Raw genomic sequence first — 22,448 nt, 5'->3', positions numbered from 1 at the left:
GCAGACAACTGCATGTCTCACTCCATCGAGCGATTGAACTGCGAAGACGCCCCCGAGTCGCATCTGATGCGAAATTCTCGCGTCAGATGCGATGGACGGAGAGTGATGGCGGATGGGTGGGGACGGTCACGTTCCAGGCTCTGCTCGGCTGCACCTGATCGACGGCCTGCCGTTGCTGCGACCGGACGAGCAGGTCTTCGAGGCGATGATCAAAGGCTGGCGCAACCAGCAGCTCGCCCGGAACCTCTCGCCGGGGTACGTCGATGACCAGGAACGTACGGTCCGCGCCTTCGTCCGGCATGCCGACGCGATGCCGTGGCAGTGGACGCCGCAGCACGTCGACGAATGGTCGGCTGATCTGCGGGCCGTGCACGGATGCGTCCGGTCTACCCTGCGCAACTACCAGGGTTCCGTGCGCCAGTTCTGCGACTTCCTGACCAACCCAGCCTACGGCTGGAGCGACGAGTGCCTGCGGCACTTCGGTACCCACCCAGTCCAGGTGGTCTACGACTGGAACGCCGCGACGCACGCCGACGAAGCCGAGGGCGAGCCGGAACGACGTGCCTTCACCCGGCCCGAGCTGGAAGCGTTCTTCGACCACGCCGACGAGGAGGTCCTGCGTGTTCGCGGCAAGGGCCGCAAGGGCTGGCTGCCGGCCTTCCGGGACGCCGCCCTGTTCAAGGTCGCGTACGCCTACGGTCTGCGACGCAACGAGACCCGGATGCTCGACCTCACCGACTTCGGACGCAATCCGGAGGGCCGGGAGTTCGGCGAGTACGGCACCCTGCTGGTCCGCTACGGCAAGGCCAAGAAGGGGTCGCCTCCGAAGCGCCGCAGCGTGCTGACCGTCTGGCAGTGGACACCCGGCACGATCGAGGAATGGATCAGTGAGGTGCGGCCCGGGATGCGGCATTCGCCAAGTCGGGCCCTCTGGCCGTCCGAGCGTGGGCCGCGGGTCGGGGTCCAGCGTCTGGACTCCCGATTCGCGGCCTACCGGGACGCCGTCGGCTTGGACCCCGCGCTGGAGTTCCACTCACTGCGCAGGTCCTACATCACGCATCTGATCGAGGACGGCCATGACCCGCTGTTCGTCCAGCAGCAGGTCGGGCACGACCATGCCTCCACCACCGCGATCTACACCTGCGTCTCCTCCGACTTCCGCACCCGCTCCCTGCGGCGCGTCCTGGACGCCACCATCGAGGCTGCTCTGCGGCCGGGAAGGACCTCCTGATGCCACGCCAGATCAGCTACCGGTGGCGCCTGCGTGAGCTGATGGCCGCCCGCGGCATGTTCACCGTCGCTGAGCTCATGCCGCACCTGACCGAACGCGGCATCACCCTGTCCTCCTCACAGGTCCACCGCCTGGTCTCCGGGACCCCGGAACGGCTGTCCCTGCCGGTGCTGGCCACCCTCTGTGACATCCTCGACTGCACGCCCACCGACCTGATCGCCACCTCGGCCCAAAACCTTCCGGTTCGCCGCGCCGCTGGCGAAGAGGCGCCGATCAACCTGGCTGCCCGCCGACCCACACGGGTCCGGCTGACGCCCGAGGGGTGACGGTGACGCCCGAGGAGTACGAGCGGTGGATGATCCGCGACTGCGCACGCTGCGGCCGCCGCGCCTCGAAGTCCGCCGAGTGGTCGGACGGTCCGATCTGCCGGACCTGTTACGACCGCGCGATGCGAGTCCGTGGCCGCTGCCCCTCCTGCGACACCGACCGGCTGCTGCCCGGTCGGGACACCGACGGCGCACCGGTCTGCCGCGACTGCGCGGGCATCGTCCGCGACTTCTTCTGCGATCGCTGCGGCTCCGAGGGGCTGCTGCTTGGCGGACGCCTCTGCGAACACTGCACCCTCGCCGACACGCTCGCCCGCCTCCTCGACGACGGCACCGGCCGCGTCGCCCCGGCGTTCCTGCCGCTGGTCAAGGTCCTGCTGGAGATGGACCGGCCCAAGAGCCGGCTCATCTGGCTGCGCAACCCCAACGTTGTCCGCCTCCTGCGGGGCCTGGCCACCGGCAGCATCCCGCTCTCCCATGACGGGCTGCACCAGGAAACCCCCTGGCGGACCGTCACTCACCTGCGTGACCTGCTGATGGACAGTGCCGTCCTCCCGCGAGTCGACCGGCAGCTCCTGCTCTACCAGCGCTGGCTGACCGAACGGCTCGCCACCATCGAGGATCCCGGTCACCGTCAGCTTCTCCGCCACTTCGCCACCTGGCACCAGATGCGGCGCCTGCGGACGAAGGCGGAGAAGGGGCCGCTGGGACGATCCCAGACCAACCACACCAAGCAAGAAGTTACCCAGGCCGGCGCCTTCCTCGGATGGCTCGCCGACCGAGGACGCGTAATCGGGCAGTGCCAGCAGGCCGACATCGACGCCTGGCACACCGAAAGCCTGGCCACCCGCCGCCCCTCGCAGTCATTCCTGCGGTGGTGCATCAAGACCGGCAGGATGCCCCGCCTCACGCTCCCGCCCGCGGTCATCACCCAGGACCCGGAACCGTTGCACCAGCACCGCCGGCTCGCGATCCTCCGCCGGGTCCTCAACGACGATTCCCTGTCCCTGCGGGCCCGGGTCGCCGCCGCGCTCGTTCTCCTCTACGCGCAGCCCGTCAGCCGTATCGTCCGCCTCACCATCGACGACATCACCGACGACGAGGCCATCGGCACCGTCCGACTGGGAGACCCGCCGTCCCCGCTGCCCGAACCTGTCGCCGACCTTATGCGGGCCTACATGCAGTCCCGGCAACATCTGCCCTACGCCAGCAGCAGGAGCTCGCAGTGGCTCTTCCCCGGCCGTCAGCCCGGGCAGCCTATGAACCCAGTCAGCCTCCAAGACCACCTCCGAAAGATCGGCGTCCCGCCGCAACGAGGCAGGACCTCCGCGATCCGCCAGCTCGTCCTCCAAGCCCCGGCACCCGTCATCGCGAAGGCACTCGGCTACCACGACAAGACCGCCACCCGCCTGGTCACCGAAGCCGGAGGAACCTGGAGCCGATATGCACCCGGCGACCACACACGCTGACAGGAGCGACGTGGCTGCTCTGATGGGCCAAGCTCGCCCCTCGGCCCGATGTCAGTACCGGGTGGCATGCTCTGCCTCCATGAACAAGCAGCAGTTCTGGCAGCTCATCGAGGCAGCCCGCGATCAGGCATCCAACCCGAACGACGGCGAAGCGGTCGCTCGCGAGGCGACCTCGCTGCTGGCCTTCCGACCGGTCGAGGAGATCGTCGCAGCTGAGCAGGCTCTGTGGGACCTGATGGTTGACTCCTACACCAATCCTCTGTGGGCCGCTGCTTACATCGTCAACGGTGGGTGCTCAGACGACGGCTTCGACTACTTCCGCGGCTGGCTGATCGCGCAGGGCCGTGAAACCTTCGAGCGCGTAGTCGCTGACCCCGATGCCCTGGCAGAACTGCCCATCGTTCAATCCTCCGCAGCCAACGGCGTCGACCTGGAGGGTGAGGACATGCTGGGCATCGCCTGGAACGCACACATCTCGGCGACCGGTGATCAGCTCCCCCCGAGCTCACCCACCATCCGCTACCGGGAGCTGGACCCCACCTGGAACTTCGATTTCGATGACCACGACGAGATGACTCGTCGACTGCCCCGCTTGGCAGCTCTCCATCTGGAGTAAGCGGAAGCTCTCAAGTCACAAGAGAAAGTCAAACAGCGGAGAGCGAGCTCCCGGAGCGTCACTGCCTGTCACTTCATCAGCCCATGAGCACGTCTCGGCTGACGCATACGCGACACCTCAACATGTGGGCCTACCAGTCCCGAGGCCGGCTACCGCGCCCGGCCTGGCCTTCCCGACACGGGCCGGGCCAGGAGTTCTACAGGCTGGCGATCTTGGCCTGTGCCCCTTCTTCAGCCTTGTCGGCCGCCAGTGGTTGTCTGTCGCGAGCCGGGAGCAGGACGGCCACCACCACCGCCGTGACGGCGGCGAGGCCGGCACAGATTAGCGACACGGTCGACATGCCAGCCACGAAGGCGTCCCGTGCGGAGTCCGCGAGAGAGCCGGCGGGCGCGGCCGGGAGCTTCTCCGCGACCTGGAGTGCACCGGCCACGTTGTCCCTGACCGCCTCCTGTGCCTGCTGCGGCAGGCTGGCTGAAATGTCATCGTCGACCCCGTTGCGGTAGGCGGAGTTCAACGCGCTCCCCAGTACGGCGACACCCACCGAAGCACCGATTTGCCGCATGCTGTTGGCGAGCGCGGATCCGGCACCCACCTGGTCGGTCGGCAGGGAACCGAGGATCGCGTCCAACGTGGTGGGCATGGTGAAGCCCAGGGCCAGACCCATGATGGCCAGTGCCGTCCCGGTGACCATGAAGTCGGTGTCGGGATCCACTGTGGACAGCAGTCCCAGCCCGGCCATCCACAGCACCATGCCGGCAGTGACGATCACCTTGGCCCCGATCTTGCCCACCAGTCGGCCGCCGACGCCGGCAGCGATGACCAGGGCGCCGATCATCGGCAGCAGGTGCAGGCCGGTGTTCATGGCGTCCTTGCCCTGCACCTGCTGCAGGAACTGCGGTACCACGAACAGCACGCCGAACAAGATGAGCATCACTGAGGAGATCGCGACGCTGGACCAGGTGAAGCGGGCGTTGCGGAAGAACCTGAGATCCACCAGTGGATTGGAAGCTCGGCGCAGCCACACCAGCAGCAACCCCAGCAGAGCCAGGCCGCCCACCATGGTCACCAGGACCGTGGGGTCGCTCCAGCCGGCGTTCGGGATCTCGATGACGCCGTACACGAACGCCGAGACACCCACGAGCGACAGAGCAGCACCGATGAGGTCGAGACGCTTCGCGTGCGGGTCACGGGACTCCGGGACGAACAGCATGATCCAGATGACGGCCAGAACCACGACCGGGATGCTGATGAGGAAGATCGACCCCCACCAGAAGTTGCTCAGCAGCCATCCGCCGGCCAGTGGACCGAGCGGAAGGCCCAGGGCGAACCCGCCGGTGGCGATCGCCATCGCCTTCGACCGCTCCTCGGGAGGGACATCAACGGAACCATTCCGAGGGCCAGCGGGGTGATGGCGGCGGCACCCGCCCCCATGACCACACGGGCGACGATCAGCCCGTCGGGGCTGTCGACCGCCATGACCATCGCCGAGCCCACGCCGAACAGCAGCAGGCCACCGATCAGCACCAGGCGTCGGCCGATCCGGTCGCCCAGGACGCCGAGCGGCAGGAGCAGACCGGCGAAGGGAAGGGTGTATCCGTCGGTGAACCACTGCAACTCGGTGGTCGTCGCTTCGAGATCAGTAGCCAGTGTCGGCAGCGCGACCGTGAGGATCGTCGCGTCCAGACCGACGATCATCAGACCGAAGACGGGTGCGGCCAGCGCGAGCCAGCGTCTGCGTGCCAACGGTGCTGATGGATCAGTTGCGGTGATGCCGGGCATTGCCATGGATGCTCCTCAGCAGGGCGCAAACAGAAGTCGAATGGGTGCCGGATGCCGGTCCGGCCGTACTGCCACTGATCGGTAGGGACCGTGGTGGCCCGCGGCGCTCTGGGCGCACTGAAGCAAGCCCCCTGAGCTGGTGCGTGCGCTCAGGGGGCCGATAGTCGCTTCCCCCTTGTGAAGTTGTACGACGGCAGGGTGCTCCAGCCATCGGACAGCAGGTCAGTTGCAGCAGGTGCACCCCGGGGCGCAGCCGCAGGTATCCGCCCGCTCGGCGGGGTCAGTGCCCGCCTTGAGTGTGCTCAGCCCGTCCGGGGCACAGCAACCGTCCCCTCGCCACGCCTCCCGCCCTTCCTTGACAGCGACCCCCGCGATCACCAGAGCCGCTATCGGGTCCGCCCAGGGCCAGCCGAACGCTGCGTTGGCTACCAGGCCCACCAGCAGGACCGCCGACAGATAGGTGCACAGCAGCGTCTGCTTGGAGTCCGCGACAGCCGACGCCGACCCGAGTTCCCGGCCGGCTCGGCGCTGTGCGGCGGACAGGAACGGCATGACGGCCAGGGACACGGCGGCCAGCACGATACCGGTCAGTGACGACTCGGCTTCCCTGCTGCCGACCAGGGACCGGATCGCGTCCACCGATACGAAGGCGGCCAGGGCGAAGAACGACACTGCGATGATCCGCAGTGCCCTCCTCTCCCGTGCCTCGCGCACGTCGTGCTCACGAGCGGAAAACTGCCAGGCGACCGCGGCAGCCGACGACACCTCGATCACCGAGTCCAGGCCGAAGCCGACCAGAGCGGAGGACGATGCGATCGATCCCGCTGTGATGGCGACGATCGCCTCGATCACGTTGTACGCGATCGTCGCTGCGACCAGGAACCGTATGCGCCGTGCCAGGGCGTCCCGGCGGGCCGGAGCCGGACCGAGAGAGATCTCCGCCGCCATCAGCAGCAGCCCTTCTCTGCGGCATCCGGGCACGAGCCATCCTCAGCGACAGCCACCACAGCGCTGCGCAGGTCGTCCAGCGCATGCCCCAGGCGGGGGTCGGCGAGCTCGTACCGCGTGCGGCGGCCCTCGGGCAGCGCCACGACCAGCCCGCAATCGCGCAGACACGCCAGGTGATTCGAAAGCCGGGTCCGGGAAATACCCAGTGCATCCGCCAGGTCGGACGGGTAAGCAGGAGCCGATCGCAGGGCGAGCAGCAGCCGGCAGCGGATCGGGTCAGCCAGGGCACGGCCGAACCGTGCCAGCACCTTGATGTCTTGGGCGAGATTCAGCACGCCACTGACAATACACAGGAACCTGAATTCAAGAAAGCCTGAACAGATGGGGTGCCTTGCAGGACAAGGTCTGGGTCCACGGCCCCGGCCAGGAGCCCTGGGAGGTCTACGTGGTCAAGGGAGACGCCGACACCCTGACCAAGCAGAGCGCCGGCCCTGACGCCGCCGGATGCTGCTGATCCGCCGATGACCCACCTGCCCACCAGTGAGGCCGTGACCGGAACAGGGGACCGGTCACGGCCTCGCGCCGCCCTGCCCGCCCTGTGCGCCACCCAGACACCAGCTGGGGAATCGTCTACTACGCCTTCCCCGTCCTGAACCCGCGGATCACCGCCGACACCGGCTAGTCGACCACCGCCACCACCGGTGCCTTCTCAGCCGCACTGATCGTTTCTGCACTCGCAGGCATACCCGTCGGCCGCATCCTCGACCGCCGTGGTCCACGCACGGTCATGACCGTGGGCTCGATTCTCGGCGTCACCGCCGTGCTCGCCCTCGCCTACGCCCCCAACCTGGCCGTATTCACGGCTGCCTGGCTGCTGGCGGGCCTGGCCATGGCAGCGACCTTCTACCAGCCCGCCTTCGCCGCAGTCACCCGTTGGTGGGGCGAGGACCGAGTCCGCGCGCTCACCGTGGTCACATTGGCCGGCGGCCTAGCCTCGACGGTCTTCGCACCTCTCACGGCCGCGCTGGCCGAGCACCTCAGCTGGCGACACACCTACGCACTCCTCGCCCTGATCCTCGCGCTCGTCACCGCCCCCGCACACGCCCTGGCGCTGCGCGCCCCATGGCCGCCCCTGCCCACCCACACCAAGCAACACGCCGGCGACAGCAAAACGGTCACCCGCAGCCGCCCGTTCCTGACGCTGGCAGCCGCGCTCACTCTCAACGGCTTCGCCACGTTCGCCGTCGTCATCGCACTCGTCCCACTGCTGACCGAGCGAGGCATGAGTCCCACGGCAGCCGCGTGGGCCCTCGGGCTGGGCGGCGCAGGCCAGACGCTCGGCCGTGCTCACTACTCCGCCCTGGTGCGCCATACCTCGGTCACCACACGCACGGTCGCCCTGATCGTGGCCGGCGGCGCAACCACCGAGTCCCTCGCGATGACCCCTGGCCCATACCCGCTCCTGGTCCTACTGTCCGTCATCGCCGGCATGGTCAGGGGAAACGTCACCCTGCTCCAGGCCACCGCCATCACCGAACGCTGGGGCGCCACCCACAACGGCACGCTGTCCGGCCTCCTCGCCGCACCGGTCACGATCGCCGGCGCCCTCGCCCCCTTCGCCGGCGCCGCCCTCGCGGCAGCCCTCGGCGGGTATCCCGCCCTCTTCTGGGTCCTCACGGGGATGTCCCTGGGCGCCGGTCTACTGGCAGCGGCTTCCAGCAGGCGCTGATCGGTGCTTGGGGACGGGGGCGCTCTGCACGGAGTGCTCGTTCACGCTGCTCGCGGCCCAGGCAGCCATGGTGGTTGCTGTGGCTCCCTTCGCCGGAGCAGTGCTCACCGTGCCACTCAGTGGGTACAGTCACCTCTTCGTGCTCCTGGTCATCATCGCCATGGCCGCCGCCTTCACCGCAACCTGGGGCACTCTTAACGCCGGACCTGGAGCGGGTAGTGAACCTGCCCTCCTCCCGATTCGTCAGGAGCGCACGAGGCGGGCGATGGCGTCGCTGGCTTCCTTCAGCTTGATGTCGCCGTTGCCGCTGCCGTCCGCTACGGCGGTGCGTACGCAGGTGTCCATGTGTTCGTCGAGCATCTGCAGGGCGAAGGACTGCAGGGCGCGTGTGGTGGCGGAGACCTGGGTGAGGACGTCGATGCAGTAGGTGTCCTCTTCCACCAGCCTCTGCAGTCCTCGGACTTGTCCTTCGATTCGCCGCAGTCGCTTGAGTACGTCTTCTTTTCGGTTGCTGTAACTGGCCACGGGCCTCTCCCTACTTCTTTCGATGGGTCAGTGCTGGTGGTTGCTCTCGGCGTGCTCTTCGCCTTTCGTCGGCTCCAGGGCATCGTCGGGTGCGGATTGTCCGGTGTGGGCGGTGAATGCCGCGGTCCGCACGGTGCCGTTGTGCTGGAAGTCGAGGAACAGGCGGTACGTTCCGGCACTGGGTGCGCTGGCGGTGAAAGAGACCTCGGGGCCAGCCTTGGTGGCGCCGTCGCCGGGCTCGCCGTTCGGGTGGACGTGGAGGTAGGCGAGGTCTCCTGAGCGCAGGGCGACCAGGTGACCGTAGGCGCCCAGGTAGGGCTCCAGGTCGGTGACCGGCCGGCCGTCACGGCTGACGCCGAGGGTCAACTCGCTCGCCTTGCCGGGGCGCAGGTCGCCTTTCAGAGTGACCGTGTAGCCGTCGATCGTGGTGGTGGCGGCAGGTTCGGGCAGAGGCGGTGCCTGGTAGGTGCCGGAGGCCGCGAGGTCCGCGCCCAGGGTGAGGTTGGTGGCGCCCTCGGCGGCGGGTGTGAAGTCGGCGAAGACGCGGTAGGTGCCGGCGGCGGGCAGGTCGACAGGGGTGCTCCAGGTGCCGTCGGCTGCCCGCGTGGGGTGCAGGTGGCGGTAAGTGACCAGGTCGCGTGAGGCGAGGATGAGGTGGAGTTCCTTTCCGTGCTCGCGCCGGTAGGAGGTCACCTGCCGTCCGTCCTGGTCGCGGATGGCAAAGCGAAGTTCGTTCTTCGCGCCTGCGGTCACGCGAGAGGTCTTGAGGTCCAGGGTGTATCCCGCCTCGGAGACCTGCAGGCCCGCGGGAGCTGCCTCCGTGTGTCCGCTGTGGCTGGACGGTGCCAAGCGGTCGTGCTCCGCGTGAGCCGCCGGTTCCGAGCCTCCGCCGACGGGGCCGATTACCCCGCCGACACCGTAAGCAGTGCCGAAGGTGGCCGCTAGCGCGGTAGCGAACACAGTGATCTTTACGCCGGTGTTCATGACGTGCCCTCTCCTCGGTGGTGCCGTTCCTGCTGGACCTGGCGCCGACTATATACCCCAGGGGGGTATTGGCAAGTAGCCCGTCGACGTTTGCCAAGGGTACCCCGAGGGGGTATATCTAGTGGGGTGTGCGACAGCGTACCCCCTGGGGGTACACAACTCATCTAGGAGGAACCATGTCCTGCTGCACTCCTGACGGAAGCTGCTCCACCGGCACCACCACGGCGACGGCTACTGCGGGCACCACCACCGTCTACAACGTGTCCGGGATGACCTGCGGGCACTGCAAGGCCACGCTCACCAAGGAGATCGGCGCGCTGGACGGTGTACAGGCGGTCGACGTCGACCTCGAATCCGGCCAGGTCACCGTCACCACGGCGGACGAACCCGACGACGCGCTGCTGGCCAAGGTCATCGACGACGCCGGCTACGAGCTCACCGGCCGCGCGGCCTGAAGGACCCACACCTCGGCCGGGCCCACTCGCGGGCCCGGCCTCTTCCCTCCCTGACTTTCCCTTTGCCTTGATCAGCCCAAGGAGTAGTGATGGCTACCACGGTCCCCGACACAGCCGAGGTGGAACTCGCCATCGGCGGGATGACCTGCGCGTCGTGCGCCGCCCGGATCGAGAAGAAGCTGAACCGGATGGAGGGGGTCACCGCGACCGTCAACTACGCGACGGAGAAGGCCAGGGTCAGCTTCACGGACGGGGTGTCCGTCCCGGAGCTGATCGCCACGGTCGAGGCCACCGGGTACACCGCCCGCGAGCCCGAGCCGGTACGGGCCGATGAGGCGCCGGGGGCGGCGGGGGCCGAGGAGACGGACGGGCTGCGGCCGCTGCGGCAGCGGCTGGTGACCGCGGTGCTGCTGGCCGTTCCGGTCATCGCGATGGCGATGGTGCCGGCGTTGCAGTTCGAGTACTGGCAGTGGCTGTCGCTGACCCTGGCGGCGCCCGTGGTCACCTACGCCGCCTGGCCGTTCCACCGGGCCGCGTTCACCAACGCCCGGCACGGCGCGGCGACCATGGACACGCTGATCTCGGTCGGTACGTCGGCGGCGTTCCTGTGGTCGCTGTGGGCGCTGTTCCTCGGCAGTGCGGGCACGCCGGGCATGACGCACCCCTTCGAGCTGACCATCGCCCGCGGTGACGGTTCGGGGAACATCTACCTGGAGGCCGCCGCCGGGGTGACGGCGTTCATCCTGGCCGGCCGCTACTTCGAGGCCCGCTCCAAGCGCAAGGCCGGTGCCGCGCTGAAGGCCCTGCTGGAGCTGGGGGCGAAGGACGTCACCGTGCTCCGGGAGGGCCGTGAGGAGCTGATCCCGGTCGGTGAGCTGAAGGTCGGCGACCGCTTCCTGGTGCGTCCCGGCGAGAAGGTCGCCACCGACGGCACGGTCGTGGAGGGCGCCTCGGCGGTGGACGCCTCGATGCTCACCGGCGAGTCGGTGCCGGTCGAGGTCGGCGTGGGCGACGCGGTCACCGGGGCCACCCTGAACGCCGGGGGCCGGCTGGTGGTCGAGGCCACCCGGGTCGGCGCCGACACGCAGCTGGCGCGGATGGCGAGGCTGGTCGAGGACGCGCAGAACGGCAAGGCCGCCGCCCAGCGGCTCGCCGACCGCATCTCCGGCATCTTCGTCCCGGTCGTCATCGCCCTCGCGCTGGGCACCCTCGGCTTCTGGCTGGGCAACGGCGCCGGCATCACGGCCGCCTTCACCGCCGCCGTCGCGGTCCTGATCATCGCCTGCCCCTGCGCCCTGGGTCTGGCCACGCCGACCGCGCTGATGGTCGGCACCGGGCGCGGCGCCCAGCTCGGCATCCTCATCAAGGGCCCCGAGGTCCTGGAGTCCACTCGCAGGGTCGACACCATCGTCCTGGACAAGACCGGCACCGTCACCACCGGCCGCATGACCCTGCTCGCCGTGCACACCGCCGCCGGCACCGAGGAGACCGAGGTACTGCGCCTGGCGGGCGCGCTGGAGCACTCCTCCGAGCACCCGATCGCACAGGCCGTGGCCACGGGCGCAGCCGACCGCGTCGGCACCCTGCCCGCTCCGGAGGACTTCGCCAACGTCCCCGGCCTCGGCGTCCAGGGCGTCGTCGACGGCCACGCCGTCCTCGTCGGCCGCGAGCAGCTGCTCGCCGAGTGGGCCATGGAGCTGCCCGTCGGCCTGGCCCGCGCCAAGGCCGACGCGGAGACGGCCGGCCGCACCGCGATCGCCGTCGCCTGGGACGGCGAGGCCAGGGCGGTCCTCGAGGTCGCCGACGCCGTCAAGGACACCAGCGCCGAGGCCATCACCCGGCTGCGCGCCCTGGGCCTCACCCCGGTCCTGCTGACCGGCGACAACCAGGCCGTGGCCGCCTCCGTCGCCCGCGAGGTCGGCATCGACCCGGAGCACGTCATCGCCGAGGTCATGCCCGAGGACAAGGTCGACGTCGTCAAGCGCCTCCAGGACGAGGGCCGTTCGGTCGCGATGGTCGGCGACGGGGTCAACGACGCCGCCGCCCTCGCCCAGGCCGACCTCGGCCTGGCCATGGGCACCGGCACCGACGCCGCCATCGAGGCCGGCGACCTCACCCTCGTCCGGGGCGACCTGCGCGCCGCCGCCGACGCCATCCGGCTGGCCCGCAAGACCCTCGGCACGATCAGGTCCAACCTCTTCTGGGCCTTCGCCTACAACATCGCCGCGCTGCCGCTCGCCGCCGCCGGACTCCTCAACCCGATGATCGCGGGGGCGGCCATGGCCTTCTCCTCCGTCTTCGTCGTCGGCAACAGCCTGCGACTGCGCGGATTCAGGGCCGCGGACTGACAACCGCTTCCCCTCCACAGCGCGGACGAGGGGCGGGCCACTGGGGCCGCCCCTCGTTGTCCGTCACGGTGCTCTCTCTGGGAGGGCTGCCGTTATGACTCACGAGAGAGACCGCGTGCGCAGCTGTTCCGGGCGGGTGAACGGCCTGCCGGTACCCCAGCCGGCATGCGGCGCCCACTCGACGACCGGAGTCCCCACAGCTCGGGTTTCGTCAGGACTGAGCAACAGACACCCTTTGCGTGGGGAGCTCAGGGCGCATGCCGTCTTTGTCGGGCCTGGTCGTCGTTGCATCACCCTCGGATTGGAATACCCCCCTCCGGTATGTTCTTATACCCGAGGGGGGTATCTGAGGTCGAGGTCGACGGTGGTTTCGGCCTCGTGAAGCTGACCCGGAGCCGAAGACTTGCGGGCACCGAATGAAGGAGACGACGTGACAACGACGACGAGGCAGCGGGCCGGGATGATTCCGCTGCTGGTCATCGCGACCGCCCAGCTGATGCTGGTGCTCGACGATTCGATCGTGAACATCGCGCTGCCGAGCATCCAGCGTGAGTTCGGCGTGACGGCGGAGCACCTGCCCTGGGTGGTCAACGCCTACATCCTCGCGTTCGGAGCGCTGCTCCTGCTCGGTGGCCGGATCGGCGATCTGTGGGGGCGCCGCCGCACCCTGCAGCTCGGGATCGCGGTCTTCGTGATCGCGTCCCTGGCGGGCGGGCTGGGGCAGAACGTCACCATGCTGATCGTCGCCCGTGCCGTGCAGGGCGTCGGAGCGGCGCTGACCGCCCCGAACGCGCTGGCGCTGATCGCGACCACGTTCCCCGACCGCAAGCTGCGTGACCTGGCGCTGTCCCTCTACGGGGCGATGTCCGCGCTCGGGATCGTGGTCGGACTGCTCCTCGGCGGTGTGCTGACCGACCTCCTCGACTGGCGGTGGGTGTTCTTCATCAACATCCCGTTCGGCCTGCTTGTTCTTCTCGGCAGCCGCACTCTGCTCGCTGCCGGGCGTCACTCCGGCCGGGTCGGCGCGGTGGGTGCGGTGCTGGGCACCGGCGGAATGGTCGCGCTCGTCTACGCGATCACGAGGTTCGGCGAGGACGGCTTCACCGACCCGGTCGCGCTGGTCCTCCTGGCGGCGGCCGCCGTGCTGCTCGTCGCGTTCGTCCTCACCCAGGCCCGCAGCGGCAGCCCTCTGGTGCCGCTGAGCCTGTTCAGGGACCGCAACCGCTCCGGCGCCTACCTGACCATGCTGCTGCTGGCCATCGGCCCGATGGGCACGTTCTACGTCGTCACCCTCTACCTCCAGCAGGTGCAGCAGTTCAGCCCCCTTCGCACCGGGGCGGCGTGGCTGCCGTTCGCCGCCGGGCTCGTGCTCGGAGCCGGAGCCGCCCCGAAGCTCCTGCTGAAGACCGCCCCCCGCTCCGTCGCCGCGCTCGGGGCGCTGCTGAGCGCGCTGGCCGCGTTCTGGTTCTCCACGATCACCGTCGACACGGACTACTGGCTGCACCTGGCGCCGGCGATGTTCGTCCTCGCGCTCGGTTTCGGTCTCGGCGTGCTCGCCCTGACCCAGGCCGCGGTCTACCGCGTCGACGCGGACAAGGCCGGGATCGCCTCGGCCCTGCTCAACTCCGCCCAGCAGATCGGTGTCGCCCTCGGCCTGGCCGTGCTCGCCGGGGTCGCCGCCACCGTCACCGCGCGGCCGGAGAAGGCCGCGCTGGGCACCGGCGAGGCACTGGTCGCCGGATACGGCACGGCCCTGACCGTCGCCGCGGGCGTCCTCCTCGCCGCCGGCCTCCTCGCCCTCACCACCCTCAGCGCCCGCCCGGCCACAGAACAGGACACGTCTGAGCCGGCAGGCACGAGCACCGCGCAAGGAAACTGACCGAACACTGCCCGCGCGCCGGAGTCGCTCTGAAGTGATCAGAAAGGCTCGGTGCGCGGGCTTGGCCGGTGTGTCCGAACGCGTGCAGTGACGACTGCCGACTGCACACCACGACACGGGGGCAAGGAAAGGGGGCTGGTCCTGCTGCACTGCGGCGACCCGGACCGCTGCAGCCTGCTGCCGCTCGCCCGCCTACTCGCAGACGGCTCCTCCGTCATCCTGCCGGACGTCCGCGATCACGGCTGCTCGACGTGTACCGACTCCGCCCGTCACACCTGGACCCAGCACACCGACGATGTCGGCGCCCGGCTGGATCATCTCGAGCTGCGCTGTGCGACATGGGACTGGGCGGCACCATCACGGTGTACGGCGTCCACGCGGCTTGGCCCCATTCTGCCGGTACTGGCTCCCGTGATCGGGTCCTCGACTTCTTCACCACCCGGCTGACCCTGTACACGGCAGCCTCGTGGGTCCGGCGCTTCGTGATCTGCCGTGGACAGGGCTCGCCAGGAGCAGCTCCTGGAGGTATCCGAGCGACCTAACCCGCGCGGGCCGAGGGTCGTCGGCATGGGCCGCGAAGCGGCAGGGCTCTCGGGACGGCCCCGCTCATCCGGTTACCTCCTTCCGGCTACGCAGGGCTGGGCGGGCTGCGGCCGCCCTCGGGTACCGCGCCTGCAGGCTGAGCCCTCCTCAATGAGCAGCGGGGCGGGGGCTGTCGCCACGACTGCCTCCACAGGGTTACGCAGACTTCTTACATACCCCTAGGGGGTATGTTATGTTCCCTGCCAGGTACCCCCAGGGGGTATGAAGCTCCGTATCTGAAGAGGGGAAGGCAATGCCAACTGTCAGTCCCAAGCGCTGGTGGGCGCTCGCCGTGCTCGCCACCGCCCAGTTCATGGTGATCATGGACACCTCGATCATCGGGGTCGCACTCCCCGAGATGCAGAAGGACCTCGGCTTCTCTCAGGGCGACCTGCAATGGGTGTTCAACGCCTACGTCATCGCCTTCGGCGGTCTCCTGCTCCTCGGCGGCCGCCTGTCCGACCTGCTCGGCGCACGCCGGGTGTTCACCGTCGGCTGGACCGTGCTCATCGGCGGATCGATCGTCGCCGCAGCCGCTCAGACCGCGTGGGTGGAAGTCGCCGGCCGAGCCGTCCAGGGCGTCGGCGGCGCGCTGATCGCCCCCGCCGCGATGACCCTGCTGATGACGCTGTTCGCCCACGACCCGAAGGAGCTCGGCAAGGCCATGGCCCTCTACGGTGCGGCGGCCCCGGCCGGTGGCACCGCGGGCGTCTTCCTCGGCGGGGTCTTCACCGAATGGCTCAGCTGGCCCTGGGTGTTCATCATCTACATCCCCATCGGCGCCGCCACGCTGGCCGCGACCAAGCTGCTCCCTGCCGTGGCCCCCCGCCGCGGAGCGATCGACGTGCTCGGTGCCGCCGCCGTCACGGCCGGCCTCGCCCTCGCAGTCTTCGCCGTGGTCCGCGCACCGGAGATCGGCTGGGGAGCCACCCAGACCGTGCTCGAACTCGTCGGCGCCGCCGCTCTGCTGGCGCTCTTCTTCGTACTGCAGAAGACGATGCGCCGACCTCTGATGCCGCTGGGTATCTGGCGCGTGCCGAGGCTCGGCTCGGCCAACCTGGCCATGGCACTGCTGGGCGCCGCGTGGATTCCCATGTGGTACTTCCTCAACCTCTACCTGCAGCAGGTCCTCGGCTACGGTGCTTTCGCCTCCGGCGCGGCGCTGCTGCCGATGACCGTGCTCCTCATGGTCTTCATGACCGCCATCACCGCGCGGCTGCTGGCCCGCCTCGGTGCCAAGCCGCTGATCGGCGGCGGCCTGCTCGTCCTCGCGGCCGGCCTGCTGTGGCTGTCGGCCGTCGAGCCGAGCGGCTCCTTCGTCGTCGACGTCCTGCCCGCCTCGCTGGTGGCCGCCCTCGGCATGTCGCTGGCGTACATCCCGGCGATGATGGCGGCCATGTCCGGCGCCCCGGCCGAGCAGGCGGGCCTGGCCTCCGGCATCGTCAACACCACCTACCAGATCGGTTCGGCCCTCGGCCTGGCCGCTCTCACCGCCCTGGCCACATCCCAGGGCGCAGGCCGACTCGGTGACCTGCCTGCCCTGACCGACGGCTTCAGCGCGGCGTTCACCGCGGCCGCCGCCATCGCCGCCGTCGGCGGTCTCATCACGCTCCTCGTGATGCGCACCGAGAAGGACGTGGCCGCCGCCAGTGCGGAGCAGCCCAGCGCGCTGGGTGAGAAGGCAGAGGTGTGAGCCGTGGACTGTGAAGCCGCCAAGGAGCGATGTCGCGGCCGGCGGTCCGTCAGATCCCTGTTCCCGGAACTGGCGGACCGCCGGCGCCTGTCACCACACCCATGACCGGCAAGCAATCCCAGGAGGGACTTCACCCATGGCCACACCGTCGTGGACCGTCACGATGCGCCGGGCAGCTGGACACCCCGTCGTCAAGATGACGGTCGTCGCGCTGCTTCAGGCCCTCGCGTCCCATCTCTCCCACCAGAGTCTCGGCCGTCCGTCCTGCGCGGACGCATGTGCCCGCCATCACGCCCGAAGCGGCCGCCCCTAAACGCTGCCCTGGCACGGGCCGGTCCAGCACGGCGACCACCATCGTCAACGACATACGCCGGACCTGCCCGGCCGAACCTGGGCGGGGTGGGCCGGAATCGCACCGATGGCTCCCCGAATGGTGACTCCGCTAGGTGCGATCGGCATCCGTTGCCGGGCGATGCAGGGACATCCAGGTTCGCCCGCTATCGACCGACTCGTAGACGGCGTCCGCGCTGTCTGCTGCCAGAAGGTGCTGCGTGGTCACCGCGGTCAGCACCCTGCCCTCTCCGCCCGCGGGCAAGCGGCCCTGCTCCGCCCATGTCCGCCCATCGAGGCTGGCGACGACCCGGCCGTCGGCCGTGAGCGCCAGCAGCTTGCCCGGATCCGGTTCCTCCACCGCGACCAGGTCGGGCGTCGAGGGGACGGGGTGGAAGGTCCGTGCACCGTCGTCACTGCGGGACAGCCCCGTGCCGGTGGCCGCCCACACGGTGGCCGCGCTGCTCGGATGGGAAGCGAGGTCGAGCGCCGATACCTTCGCGCCCTTGTCCCAGGAGCGGCCCCCGTCGGTACTGGCCCACACCCTTTTGCTCTGGCTGTCGAACCCGTACAGCGAATCACCGGCCTCCTCCAAGGCGTGGAAGTCGGCCTCACCTTCGGCGGAGAGAGCCTGCCAGGTGCGGCCAGCGTCCGTGCTCCGGATCAGGCCCAGGTGAGCTGGTCGAGTGCCGGTATCCGCAGGGCCGGGATGACCGCTGGCCAAGAACGTGGACGGGCCGGTCACGGTGAAACCCATGGTGTCCTGGTAGCGGTCGGCGACCCGGATCGCGCTCCCGTCCTCCAGGCGAAAAACGCCGTGGTGGCCGGCGGCATAGACCGTGCCGTCGGCCGGGTCGACGCCCAGGCCGTGCAGGTGTCCGGTGCCCGGATCGGGAAGCGCCCCTTCCTTGCCGGATTCGGTGGTGGTGTCGGTGGCGGAACACGAGGCGAGGAGCAGGCCGGCGGCCGCGAGCAGGAACAGGGCACGCGGACGGGGCAGCGGTATGCGAGTCATGGTGTGAGGTCCAGGCAGCGAGAAGGGAGACGAGGGGAGGGAGACCGGGGCGGGTGGACGCCTTCGGTGTCCACCCGCCCCGGCGTGCTGTGATCAGCCCTTGCCGAGCAGTTGGTTCATCTGCTCGATCTCCGCGCTCTGCGAGTCGATGATCTCTCCGGCCATCTTCTTGGCCGGTCCGTAGGCGCCGTCGGCCTGCTCGGTCTTCGCCATGTCGACCGCGCCTTCGTGGTGCTTGATCATCATTTCCATGAAGGCGGTGTCGAACGCCTTGCCCGAGGCGTTCTCGAGCTCGGTCATCTCCTCGGCCGTCATCATGCCGCCCATGTCGTGCATGGAGTGGTCCATGGCACCCTCGGCGGGCACGTCCTCGCCCCACGACGTCAGCCACCCGGAGAGCGTCTTGATCTCCGGGTCCTGGGCCTTCTTGATGTCGGCGGCGAGCTTTTTCACCTCGGCCGACTGCGCACGGTCGGGCGCCAGGTCGGCCATCTCGACGGCCTGGCGGTGGTGGGGGATCATCCCCTTCGCGAAGGCCACATCGGCAGCGTTGTGCTGCCCCTGCGACGCCGACGCCGGGGCGGACGAGGAAGCGGTGGCGGCGTGGCCGCCGTGTCCAGCCGAGCCGTCATCGTCACCGTTGCCGCCACAGGCGGCCAGGACCAGTGCTGCCGCGCCTGCGGCGGCTACGGCGGCAGTACGGCGCATGAGGGAACGCTTGCGGATCATGGTGGTGCAACTCCTTGACGCGCGCCGTTTCGCGGCACGCGGTGGGAACGGATGTAGAGCGTGCGGAAGCACGGCACCCGTCACCGGCAGGGCCGGGCGCACGGGAGCCGAGCGGGCCGCTCTATATGCGCAGGAGCTGCAGTTCCGACAGGTCGGGCGGTGCTCGGCCACCATGCGATGCCCCTGGGAACGCGGCAGCGGGCGCGGGGGTCGCAGGCGCGTTCAGCAGGGTGCCGGTCAGCGCGGGCGGCGTGTACGCCGAACCGATGCCGGCCGCCGCACACGTCCCATCGGCATGATCGAGATGACTCGAACCGCCATCCGTGTGCGTGCATCCCCCGCCCGCGTGAGGCACGCCGTCCGCAGGGACCATCACCATCTCGTGGCCGGTAGCCGCCTGCACCGCCACTGTCGCACCGGGGGCGAGGCCGTGCATGCCCAGCACTCCGGCCAGTACCGCCATCACCAGCAGCACGAACAGCCGCCCGGCAGGGCGGCTGCTTGATCGAGTACTCCTGGTCACGCACCCATCGTACGGGCCCTTCGCGAAAGCGCAGATGTGACGGCGCGACCGGCGGCCGTCCTCACTCGTACGCCTCCGTGCCCGTCTCTCGACCAGTTGGTGCTGACGTTCACCCGATCCGGTGGTCAGCGGAACCGGCATTTACGGGCAGTCAAGGCCGCTGCACGTCGCATTCGCGGACGTCCCAGCCGTGTCCGGCCCTGGCGCACGCCAGCAGAACCGTCGAACGGTAGATCCGCCCACAATGACCTTGCGCATGCGATTCATTACAGTCCGTCCTGATGTCTGCCTGGTCAGTACTACCGAGCACTCGGCCCCCGGCGCGCACCGCGGCGCCGCTGGTCGTGCTGCTCGCCGTGCTGGTGCACCTGCTGGCCTGCGCTCACGGACCGGTGACGGCCGGGACGGCACGGGCAGACGCCGCGCACAGCGCGGGAGCCTTCTGTGGACATACGCCGGGACCGGCCGACGACGGGATGGCGTCGCTGCAGAGCGCGCCGCCGCATGACCACCAGTCGCACTGCTGTGATCTGGACGAGCCCACGGTGCAGCCCTCCCGCGACATCCCCCTTGCTGACGGCCCGGCCCTCCATGTTCTCCGCGTCGAGCAGGGCACCCAGCCGTCGCCCACACGGCCCGGCGCGCAGGCATCGGCTCTCGACCCGGGTTGCTCGTCCACCGGACATACGCGGTCCCGTCTCGGCGTGTGGCGGACCTGATCGACCAAGCACCGCGGCCCCGTATCCGGCCGCGGCTCAGCAACCGATCACCTCCGCCCCCTCTACACGCGGCCCGTCGCTGTTCAGACACCGGCTGCCGGAGAACCACGCCATGAATCACCTGACCTGCACGTCTGTCCTGGCCGCGCCCGCGAAGCCTCTCCCCGAAACCGAGCGACTGACGCACACTCCCGCCGGACTGGTCGGCAACACACCTGTCCTCCGGATCGGAGCCCCCTTCACTCTCCCGGGGCGCGGCTTCTGGGCCAAGATCGAGGGCCACAACCCGGGCGGCATCAAGGACCGCACCGCCCTGCACATGGTCCGTGCAGCCCGCGAGCGGGGACAGCTCCTGCCCGGCGCACGCATCGTCGAGTCCTCCTCCGGCACGCTCGGCCTCGGCCTTGCCCTCGCCGGCGCGACCTACGGCCACCCGGTCACCGTCGTCACCGACCCCGGCATGGAACCCCTGATGACAGGACTCCTCACGGCGTACGGGGCCACCGTGGACCGCGTCGACACCCCGCACGCCTGTGGAGGCTGGCAGCGCGCCCGCCTGCACCGGGTGCAAGAGCTGCTCACCGCCCATCCCGGCGCATGGTGCCCCGACCAGTACAACAACCCGGATAACGTGACCGCCTACGCTCCGCTCGCCCACGAACTCGTCGACCAGCTCGGCCGGATCGACACCCTCGTCGTGTCCGTCGGCACGGGCGGCCACTCCGCCGGGATCGCCTCCGTCCTGCGTGGGCTCTTCCCCCACCTGCGGGTCATCGGTGTGGACACCTGCGGCTCGACCATCTTCGGCCAGCCCGCCGCACCCCGTCTGATGCGGGGCCTGGGCAGCAGCATCCACCCACGCAACGTCGCCTACCACCTGTTCGACGAGGTCCACTGGGTCGCCGCACCGGAAGCGGTGTGGTCGGCACGCAGGCTGGCCCGTGATCACTACACAACCGGGGGATGGAGTGTCGGCGCGGTCGCCCTCGTCGCCCGATGGGCGGCTCGCACCCTGCCCGCCGCGAACCGGATCGTCGCCATCTTCCCTGATGGCCCGCAGCGCTACATCGGCACGGTCTTCGACGACGCCTACTGCCAAGAGCACGGACTGCTCGACGCCCCGCCCGCCGACGATCCGGAGGAGATCGCCCGGCCGGACGAGCGGGTGGTGACCCGCTGGACGCGATGCACCCACGTCATCGACCCCCTGGCCACCGCCGACGCCCAGGGAGCGGGAGACGAGACCGTAGGAGTCGCACGATGAAGCACCTGTGGCAGCAGACCCACTCGTTCCCAGCCCCGGTCCGACTGTTGATGGCCAACCAGTTCGCCATCAACCTCGCCTTCTACATGCTCATGCCCTATCTGGCAGCCCACCTGGCCGGCGGGCTCGGGCTGGCGGCATGGGCCGTCGGACTCGTCCTGGGCGTACGCAACTTCTCCCAGCAGGGCATGTTCCTCATCGGAGGCACCATCGCCGACCGCTACGGCTACAAGGCCCCCATCATGGCTGGCTGCCTGCTCCGCACCGTCGGCTTCGGCCTGCTCGGCTGGGTCGACAACCTCCCGGCCCTGATTGCCGCGTCAGCGGCCACCGGCTTCGCGGGCGCCTTGTTCAACCCTGCCGTACGCGCCTACCTGGCCGCCGAAGCCGGCGAACGACGCGTGGACGCCTTCGCCACCTTCAACGTCTACTACCAGGCCGGAATGGTCCTCGGCCCGCTGGTGGGCCTGGCCCTGCTGGCTGCCGACTTCCGGCTCGTCTGCACAGTCGCTGCCGCGATCTTCACCCTGCTGACCGTCCTGCAATGGCGTGCCCTGCCCGCCCGCCGTGGCGAGGCACCCGGCGCGACGCCGGGCAATGTACTGGCGCAGTGGCGCACGGTCGTGGCCAACCGGCCCTTCCTGCTCTTCGCCCTCGCGATGACCGGCTCGTACGTCCTCACATTTCAGGTCTACCTGGCACTGCCCCTGGCCGCAGCCGACGTCCTCGGGGACAAGGGGACCTGGGTGACCAGCGGACTCTTCGTCGTCTCGGCTGCCGTCGCCGTGGTGGGGCAATTGCGGCTTACCGGCTGGGCGAAGCGACGCTGGACGCCCGCTCAGGCCCTCGTCCGCGGACTGACCGCCATGGGGGCGGCCTTCGTGCCGCTCGCCCTGGCACCACCTGAGGCCCCGGCCGCCGTACTGACCGCCCTGGTCCTGGCCGTGGTCCTCCTGGCTGTCGGCGGTGCCGTCGTCTACCCCTTCGAAATGGACACCGTCGTCACGCTCTCCGGCAACCGGCTCGTGGCGACCCATTACGGGCTGTACAACACCGTCTCGGGCCTCGGCATCACCCTCGGCAACCTCACCACCGGAGCCCTGTGGGACTTCGCCGAACACGAGGACGCCCTCTGGCTGACCTGGTGCTCCCTGGCCGCGACCGGACTGGCCTGCGCGGCATCCGTCGCCGCCCTGGCCCGCAGCGAGCGCCTGATCGCGCGGGCAGAGGCGCCACTCGCCCCCGCCTGACGCACGGACACCCCCTCGGGGCACCGATGGACCCGGCCGCCTCGCGCGGTGTGT

17 protein-coding genes and 3 pseudogenes are annotated in these 22,448 nt (G+C 69.6%); 12 read left to right on the top strand and 8 right to left on the bottom strand.

Annotated features, from left to right (window positions below):
• The first annotated feature begins 112 nt into the window (after window positions 1-112).
• From NI25_RS07265 to NI25_RS07250, 4 genes are all read left to right on the top strand, one after another.
• Window positions 113-1,231 carry a tyrosine-type recombinase/integrase gene (locus NI25_RS07265; RefSeq protein WP_061441650.1) on the top strand — a complete coding sequence of 373 codons (1,119 nt, stop codon included), beginning with the start codon at window positions 113-115 and terminating at the stop codon, window positions 1,229-1,231.
• Entirely contained in the window at window positions 1,231-1,557 is a 327-nt protein-coding gene (locus tag NI25_RS07260) for a helix-turn-helix domain-containing protein (protein ID WP_061441649.1), read from the top strand. Before NI25_RS07265 ends, NI25_RS07260 begins: the two co-directional genes overlap by 1 nt.
• Before the next feature lie 2 nt (window positions 1,558-1,559).
• A complete protein-coding gene (locus NI25_RS39360) occupies window positions 1,560-3,026 on the top strand; it encodes a hypothetical protein (protein WP_153176673.1) in 1,467 nt (488 codons plus the stop codon).
• Window positions 3,027-3,105: 79 nt separating this feature from the next.
• On the top strand, window positions 3,106-3,642 hold the full coding sequence (locus tag NI25_RS07250; RefSeq protein WP_061446800.1) for a DUF4240 domain-containing protein: 537 nt from the start codon (window positions 3,106-3,108) through the stop codon (window positions 3,640-3,642).
• Between the two features lie 196 nt (window positions 3,643-3,838).
• Here NI25_RS07250 and NI25_RS07245 read toward each other — a convergent pair.
• From NI25_RS07245 to NI25_RS07230, 3 genes and pseudogenes are all read right to left on the bottom strand, one after another.
• A pseudogene (locus tag NI25_RS07245) lies at window positions 3,839-5,337 on the bottom strand (DHA2 family efflux MFS transporter permease subunit).
• A 306-nt stretch (window positions 5,338-5,643) separates the two neighbouring features.
• Window positions 5,644-6,369 (bottom strand): cation diffusion facilitator family transporter, encoded by a 726-nt coding sequence (locus NI25_RS07235; protein ID WP_061441646.1) that lies wholly within the window; start codon window positions 6,367-6,369, stop codon window positions 5,644-5,646.
• Window positions 6,369-6,704: an ArsR/SmtB family transcription factor gene (locus tag NI25_RS07230; RefSeq protein WP_061441645.1), complete on the bottom strand. Its 336-nt coding sequence runs from the start codon at window positions 6,702-6,704 to the stop codon at window positions 6,369-6,371. The genes NI25_RS07235 and NI25_RS07230 overlap by 1 nt, the downstream gene beginning before the upstream one ends.
• Window positions 6,705-6,757: 53 nt before the next feature.
• On the opposite strand from NI25_RS07230, the pseudogene NI25_RS37310 reads away from it, so the two are divergent.
• Both NI25_RS37310 and NI25_RS07225 read left to right on the top strand, forming a co-directional pair.
• Window positions 6,758-6,883, top strand: a pseudogene (locus NI25_RS37310) (glyoxalase/bleomycin resistance/dioxygenase family protein); the annotation flags it as partial.
• 7 nt (window positions 6,884-6,890) lie between these two features.
• Window positions 6,891-8,098, top strand: a pseudogene (locus tag NI25_RS07225) (MFS transporter).
• Window positions 8,099-8,341: 243 nt separating this feature from the next.
• Here the strand turns inward: NI25_RS07225 and NI25_RS07220 are convergent.
• The gene (locus tag NI25_RS07220) at window positions 8,342-8,623 is read right to left on the bottom strand and encodes a metal-sensitive transcriptional regulator (RefSeq protein WP_061441644.1); all 282 of its coding nucleotides are present in this window, start codon (window positions 8,621-8,623) and stop codon (window positions 8,342-8,344) included.
• 27 nt (window positions 8,624-8,650) lie between these two features.
• Entirely contained in the window at window positions 8,651-9,607 is a 957-nt protein-coding gene (locus NI25_RS07215) for a hypothetical protein (RefSeq protein WP_061441643.1), read from the bottom strand.
• Between the two features lie 176 nt (window positions 9,608-9,783).
• Between NI25_RS07215 and NI25_RS07210 the strand changes: the two genes are divergently transcribed.
• The 4 genes from NI25_RS07210 (at window position 9,784) to NI25_RS07195 (ending at window position 16,564) form a co-directional block, all read left to right on the top strand.
• The gene (locus NI25_RS07210) at window positions 9,784-10,062 is read left to right on the top strand and encodes a heavy-metal-associated domain-containing protein (RefSeq protein ID WP_061441642.1); all 279 of its coding nucleotides are present in this window, start codon (window positions 9,784-9,786) and stop codon (window positions 10,060-10,062) included.
• An 89-nt stretch (window positions 10,063-10,151) separates the two neighbouring features.
• The gene (locus tag NI25_RS07205; protein ID WP_061441641.1) at window positions 10,152-12,410 is read left to right on the top strand and encodes a heavy metal translocating P-type ATPase; all 2,259 of its coding nucleotides are present in this window, start codon (window positions 10,152-10,154) and stop codon (window positions 12,408-12,410) included.
• Window positions 12,411-12,840: 430 nt separating this feature from the next.
• The gene (locus NI25_RS07200) at window positions 12,841-14,289 is read left to right on the top strand and encodes an MFS transporter (protein WP_199560842.1); all 1,449 of its coding nucleotides are present in this window, start codon (window positions 12,841-12,843) and stop codon (window positions 14,287-14,289) included.
• 835 nt (window positions 14,290-15,124) lie between these two features.
• Complete coding sequence (locus NI25_RS07195) at window positions 15,125-16,564, top strand: MFS transporter (RefSeq protein WP_061441639.1); 1,440 nt, start codon at window positions 15,125-15,127, stop codon at window positions 16,562-16,564.
• Between the two features lie 442 nt (window positions 16,565-17,006).
• Here the strand turns inward: NI25_RS07195 and NI25_RS07190 are convergent, their stop codons facing one another.
• From NI25_RS07190 to NI25_RS37305, 3 genes are all read right to left on the bottom strand, one after another.
• Complete coding sequence (locus tag NI25_RS07190; protein ID WP_061441638.1) at window positions 17,007-17,909, bottom strand: F510_1955 family glycosylhydrolase; 903 nt, start codon at window positions 17,907-17,909, stop codon at window positions 17,007-17,009.
• A 93-nt stretch (window positions 17,910-18,002) separates the two neighbouring features.
• Entirely contained in the window at window positions 18,003-18,638 is a 636-nt protein-coding gene (locus tag NI25_RS07185) for a DUF305 domain-containing protein (RefSeq protein ID WP_061441637.1), read from the bottom strand.
• Between the two features lie 121 nt (window positions 18,639-18,759).
• Window positions 18,760-19,161, bottom strand: a complete 402-nt coding sequence (locus tag NI25_RS37305; protein ID WP_078884535.1) for a DUF6153 family protein — start codon at window positions 19,159-19,161, stop codon at window positions 18,760-18,762.
• A gap of 831 nt (window positions 19,162-19,992) precedes the next feature.
• Between NI25_RS37305 and NI25_RS07180 the strand changes: the two genes are divergently transcribed.
• Both NI25_RS07180 and NI25_RS07175 read left to right on the top strand, forming a co-directional pair.
• Window positions 19,993-21,144 (top strand): PLP-dependent cysteine synthase family protein, encoded by a 1,152-nt coding sequence (locus NI25_RS07180; protein WP_061441636.1) that lies wholly within the window; start codon window positions 19,993-19,995, stop codon window positions 21,142-21,144.
• Window positions 21,141-22,394 (top strand): MFS transporter, encoded by a 1,254-nt coding sequence (locus NI25_RS07175; RefSeq protein WP_061441635.1) that lies wholly within the window; start codon window positions 21,141-21,143, stop codon window positions 22,392-22,394. Before NI25_RS07180 ends, NI25_RS07175 begins: the two co-directional genes overlap by 4 nt.
• The last annotated feature ends 54 nt before the right edge of the window (window positions 22,395-22,448 follow it).

The organism is Streptomyces sp. CCM_MD2014 (assembly GCF_000772045.1).
Taxonomy (GTDB): domain Bacteria; phylum Actinomycetota; class Actinomycetes; order Streptomycetales; family Streptomycetaceae; genus Streptomyces; species Streptomyces salinarius.
This window is presented reverse-complemented; position numbering and strand designations above follow the sequence as displayed.

Excerpts from the sequence above, each read along its gene's own strand:
- NI25_RS07215 (WP_061441643.1), bottom strand. The coding sequence starts at position 9,607 with ATGAACACCGGCGTAAAGATCACTGTGTTCGCTACCGCGCTAGCGGCC.
- NI25_RS07265 (WP_061441650.1), top strand. The coding sequence starts at position 113 with ATGGGTGGGGACGGTCACGTTCCAGGCTCTGCTCGGCTGCACCTGATC.
- NI25_RS07180 (WP_061441636.1), top strand. The coding sequence starts at position 19,993 with ATGAATCACCTGACCTGCACGTCTGTCCTGGCCGCGCCCGCGAAGCCT.
- NI25_RS07250 (WP_061446800.1), top strand. The coding sequence starts at position 3,106 with ATGAACAAGCAGCAGTTCTGGCAGCTCATCGAGGCAGCCCGCGATCAG.
- NI25_RS07195 (WP_061441639.1), top strand. The coding sequence starts at position 15,125 with ATGCCAACTGTCAGTCCCAAGCGCTGGTGGGCGCTCGCCGTGCTCGCC.
- NI25_RS07210 (WP_061441642.1), top strand. The coding sequence starts at position 9,784 with ATGTCCTGCTGCACTCCTGACGGAAGCTGCTCCACCGGCACCACCACG.
- NI25_RS07235 (WP_061441646.1), bottom strand. The coding sequence starts at position 6,369 with ATGGCGGCGGAGATCTCTCTCGGTCCGGCTCCGGCCCGCCGGGACGCC.
- NI25_RS07205 (WP_061441641.1), top strand. The coding sequence starts at position 10,152 with ATGGCTACCACGGTCCCCGACACAGCCGAGGTGGAACTCGCCATCGGC.
- NI25_RS07185 (WP_061441637.1), bottom strand. The coding sequence starts at position 18,638 with ATGATCCGCAAGCGTTCCCTCATGCGCCGTACTGCCGCCGTAGCCGCC.
- NI25_RS07190 (WP_061441638.1), bottom strand. The coding sequence starts at position 17,909 with ATGACTCGCATACCGCTGCCCCGTCCGCGTGCCCTGTTCCTGCTCGCG.
- NI25_RS07175 (WP_061441635.1), top strand. The coding sequence starts at position 21,141 with ATGAAGCACCTGTGGCAGCAGACCCACTCGTTCCCAGCCCCGGTCCGA.
- NI25_RS07260 (WP_061441649.1), top strand. The coding sequence starts at position 1,231 with ATGCCACGCCAGATCAGCTACCGGTGGCGCCTGCGTGAGCTGATGGCC.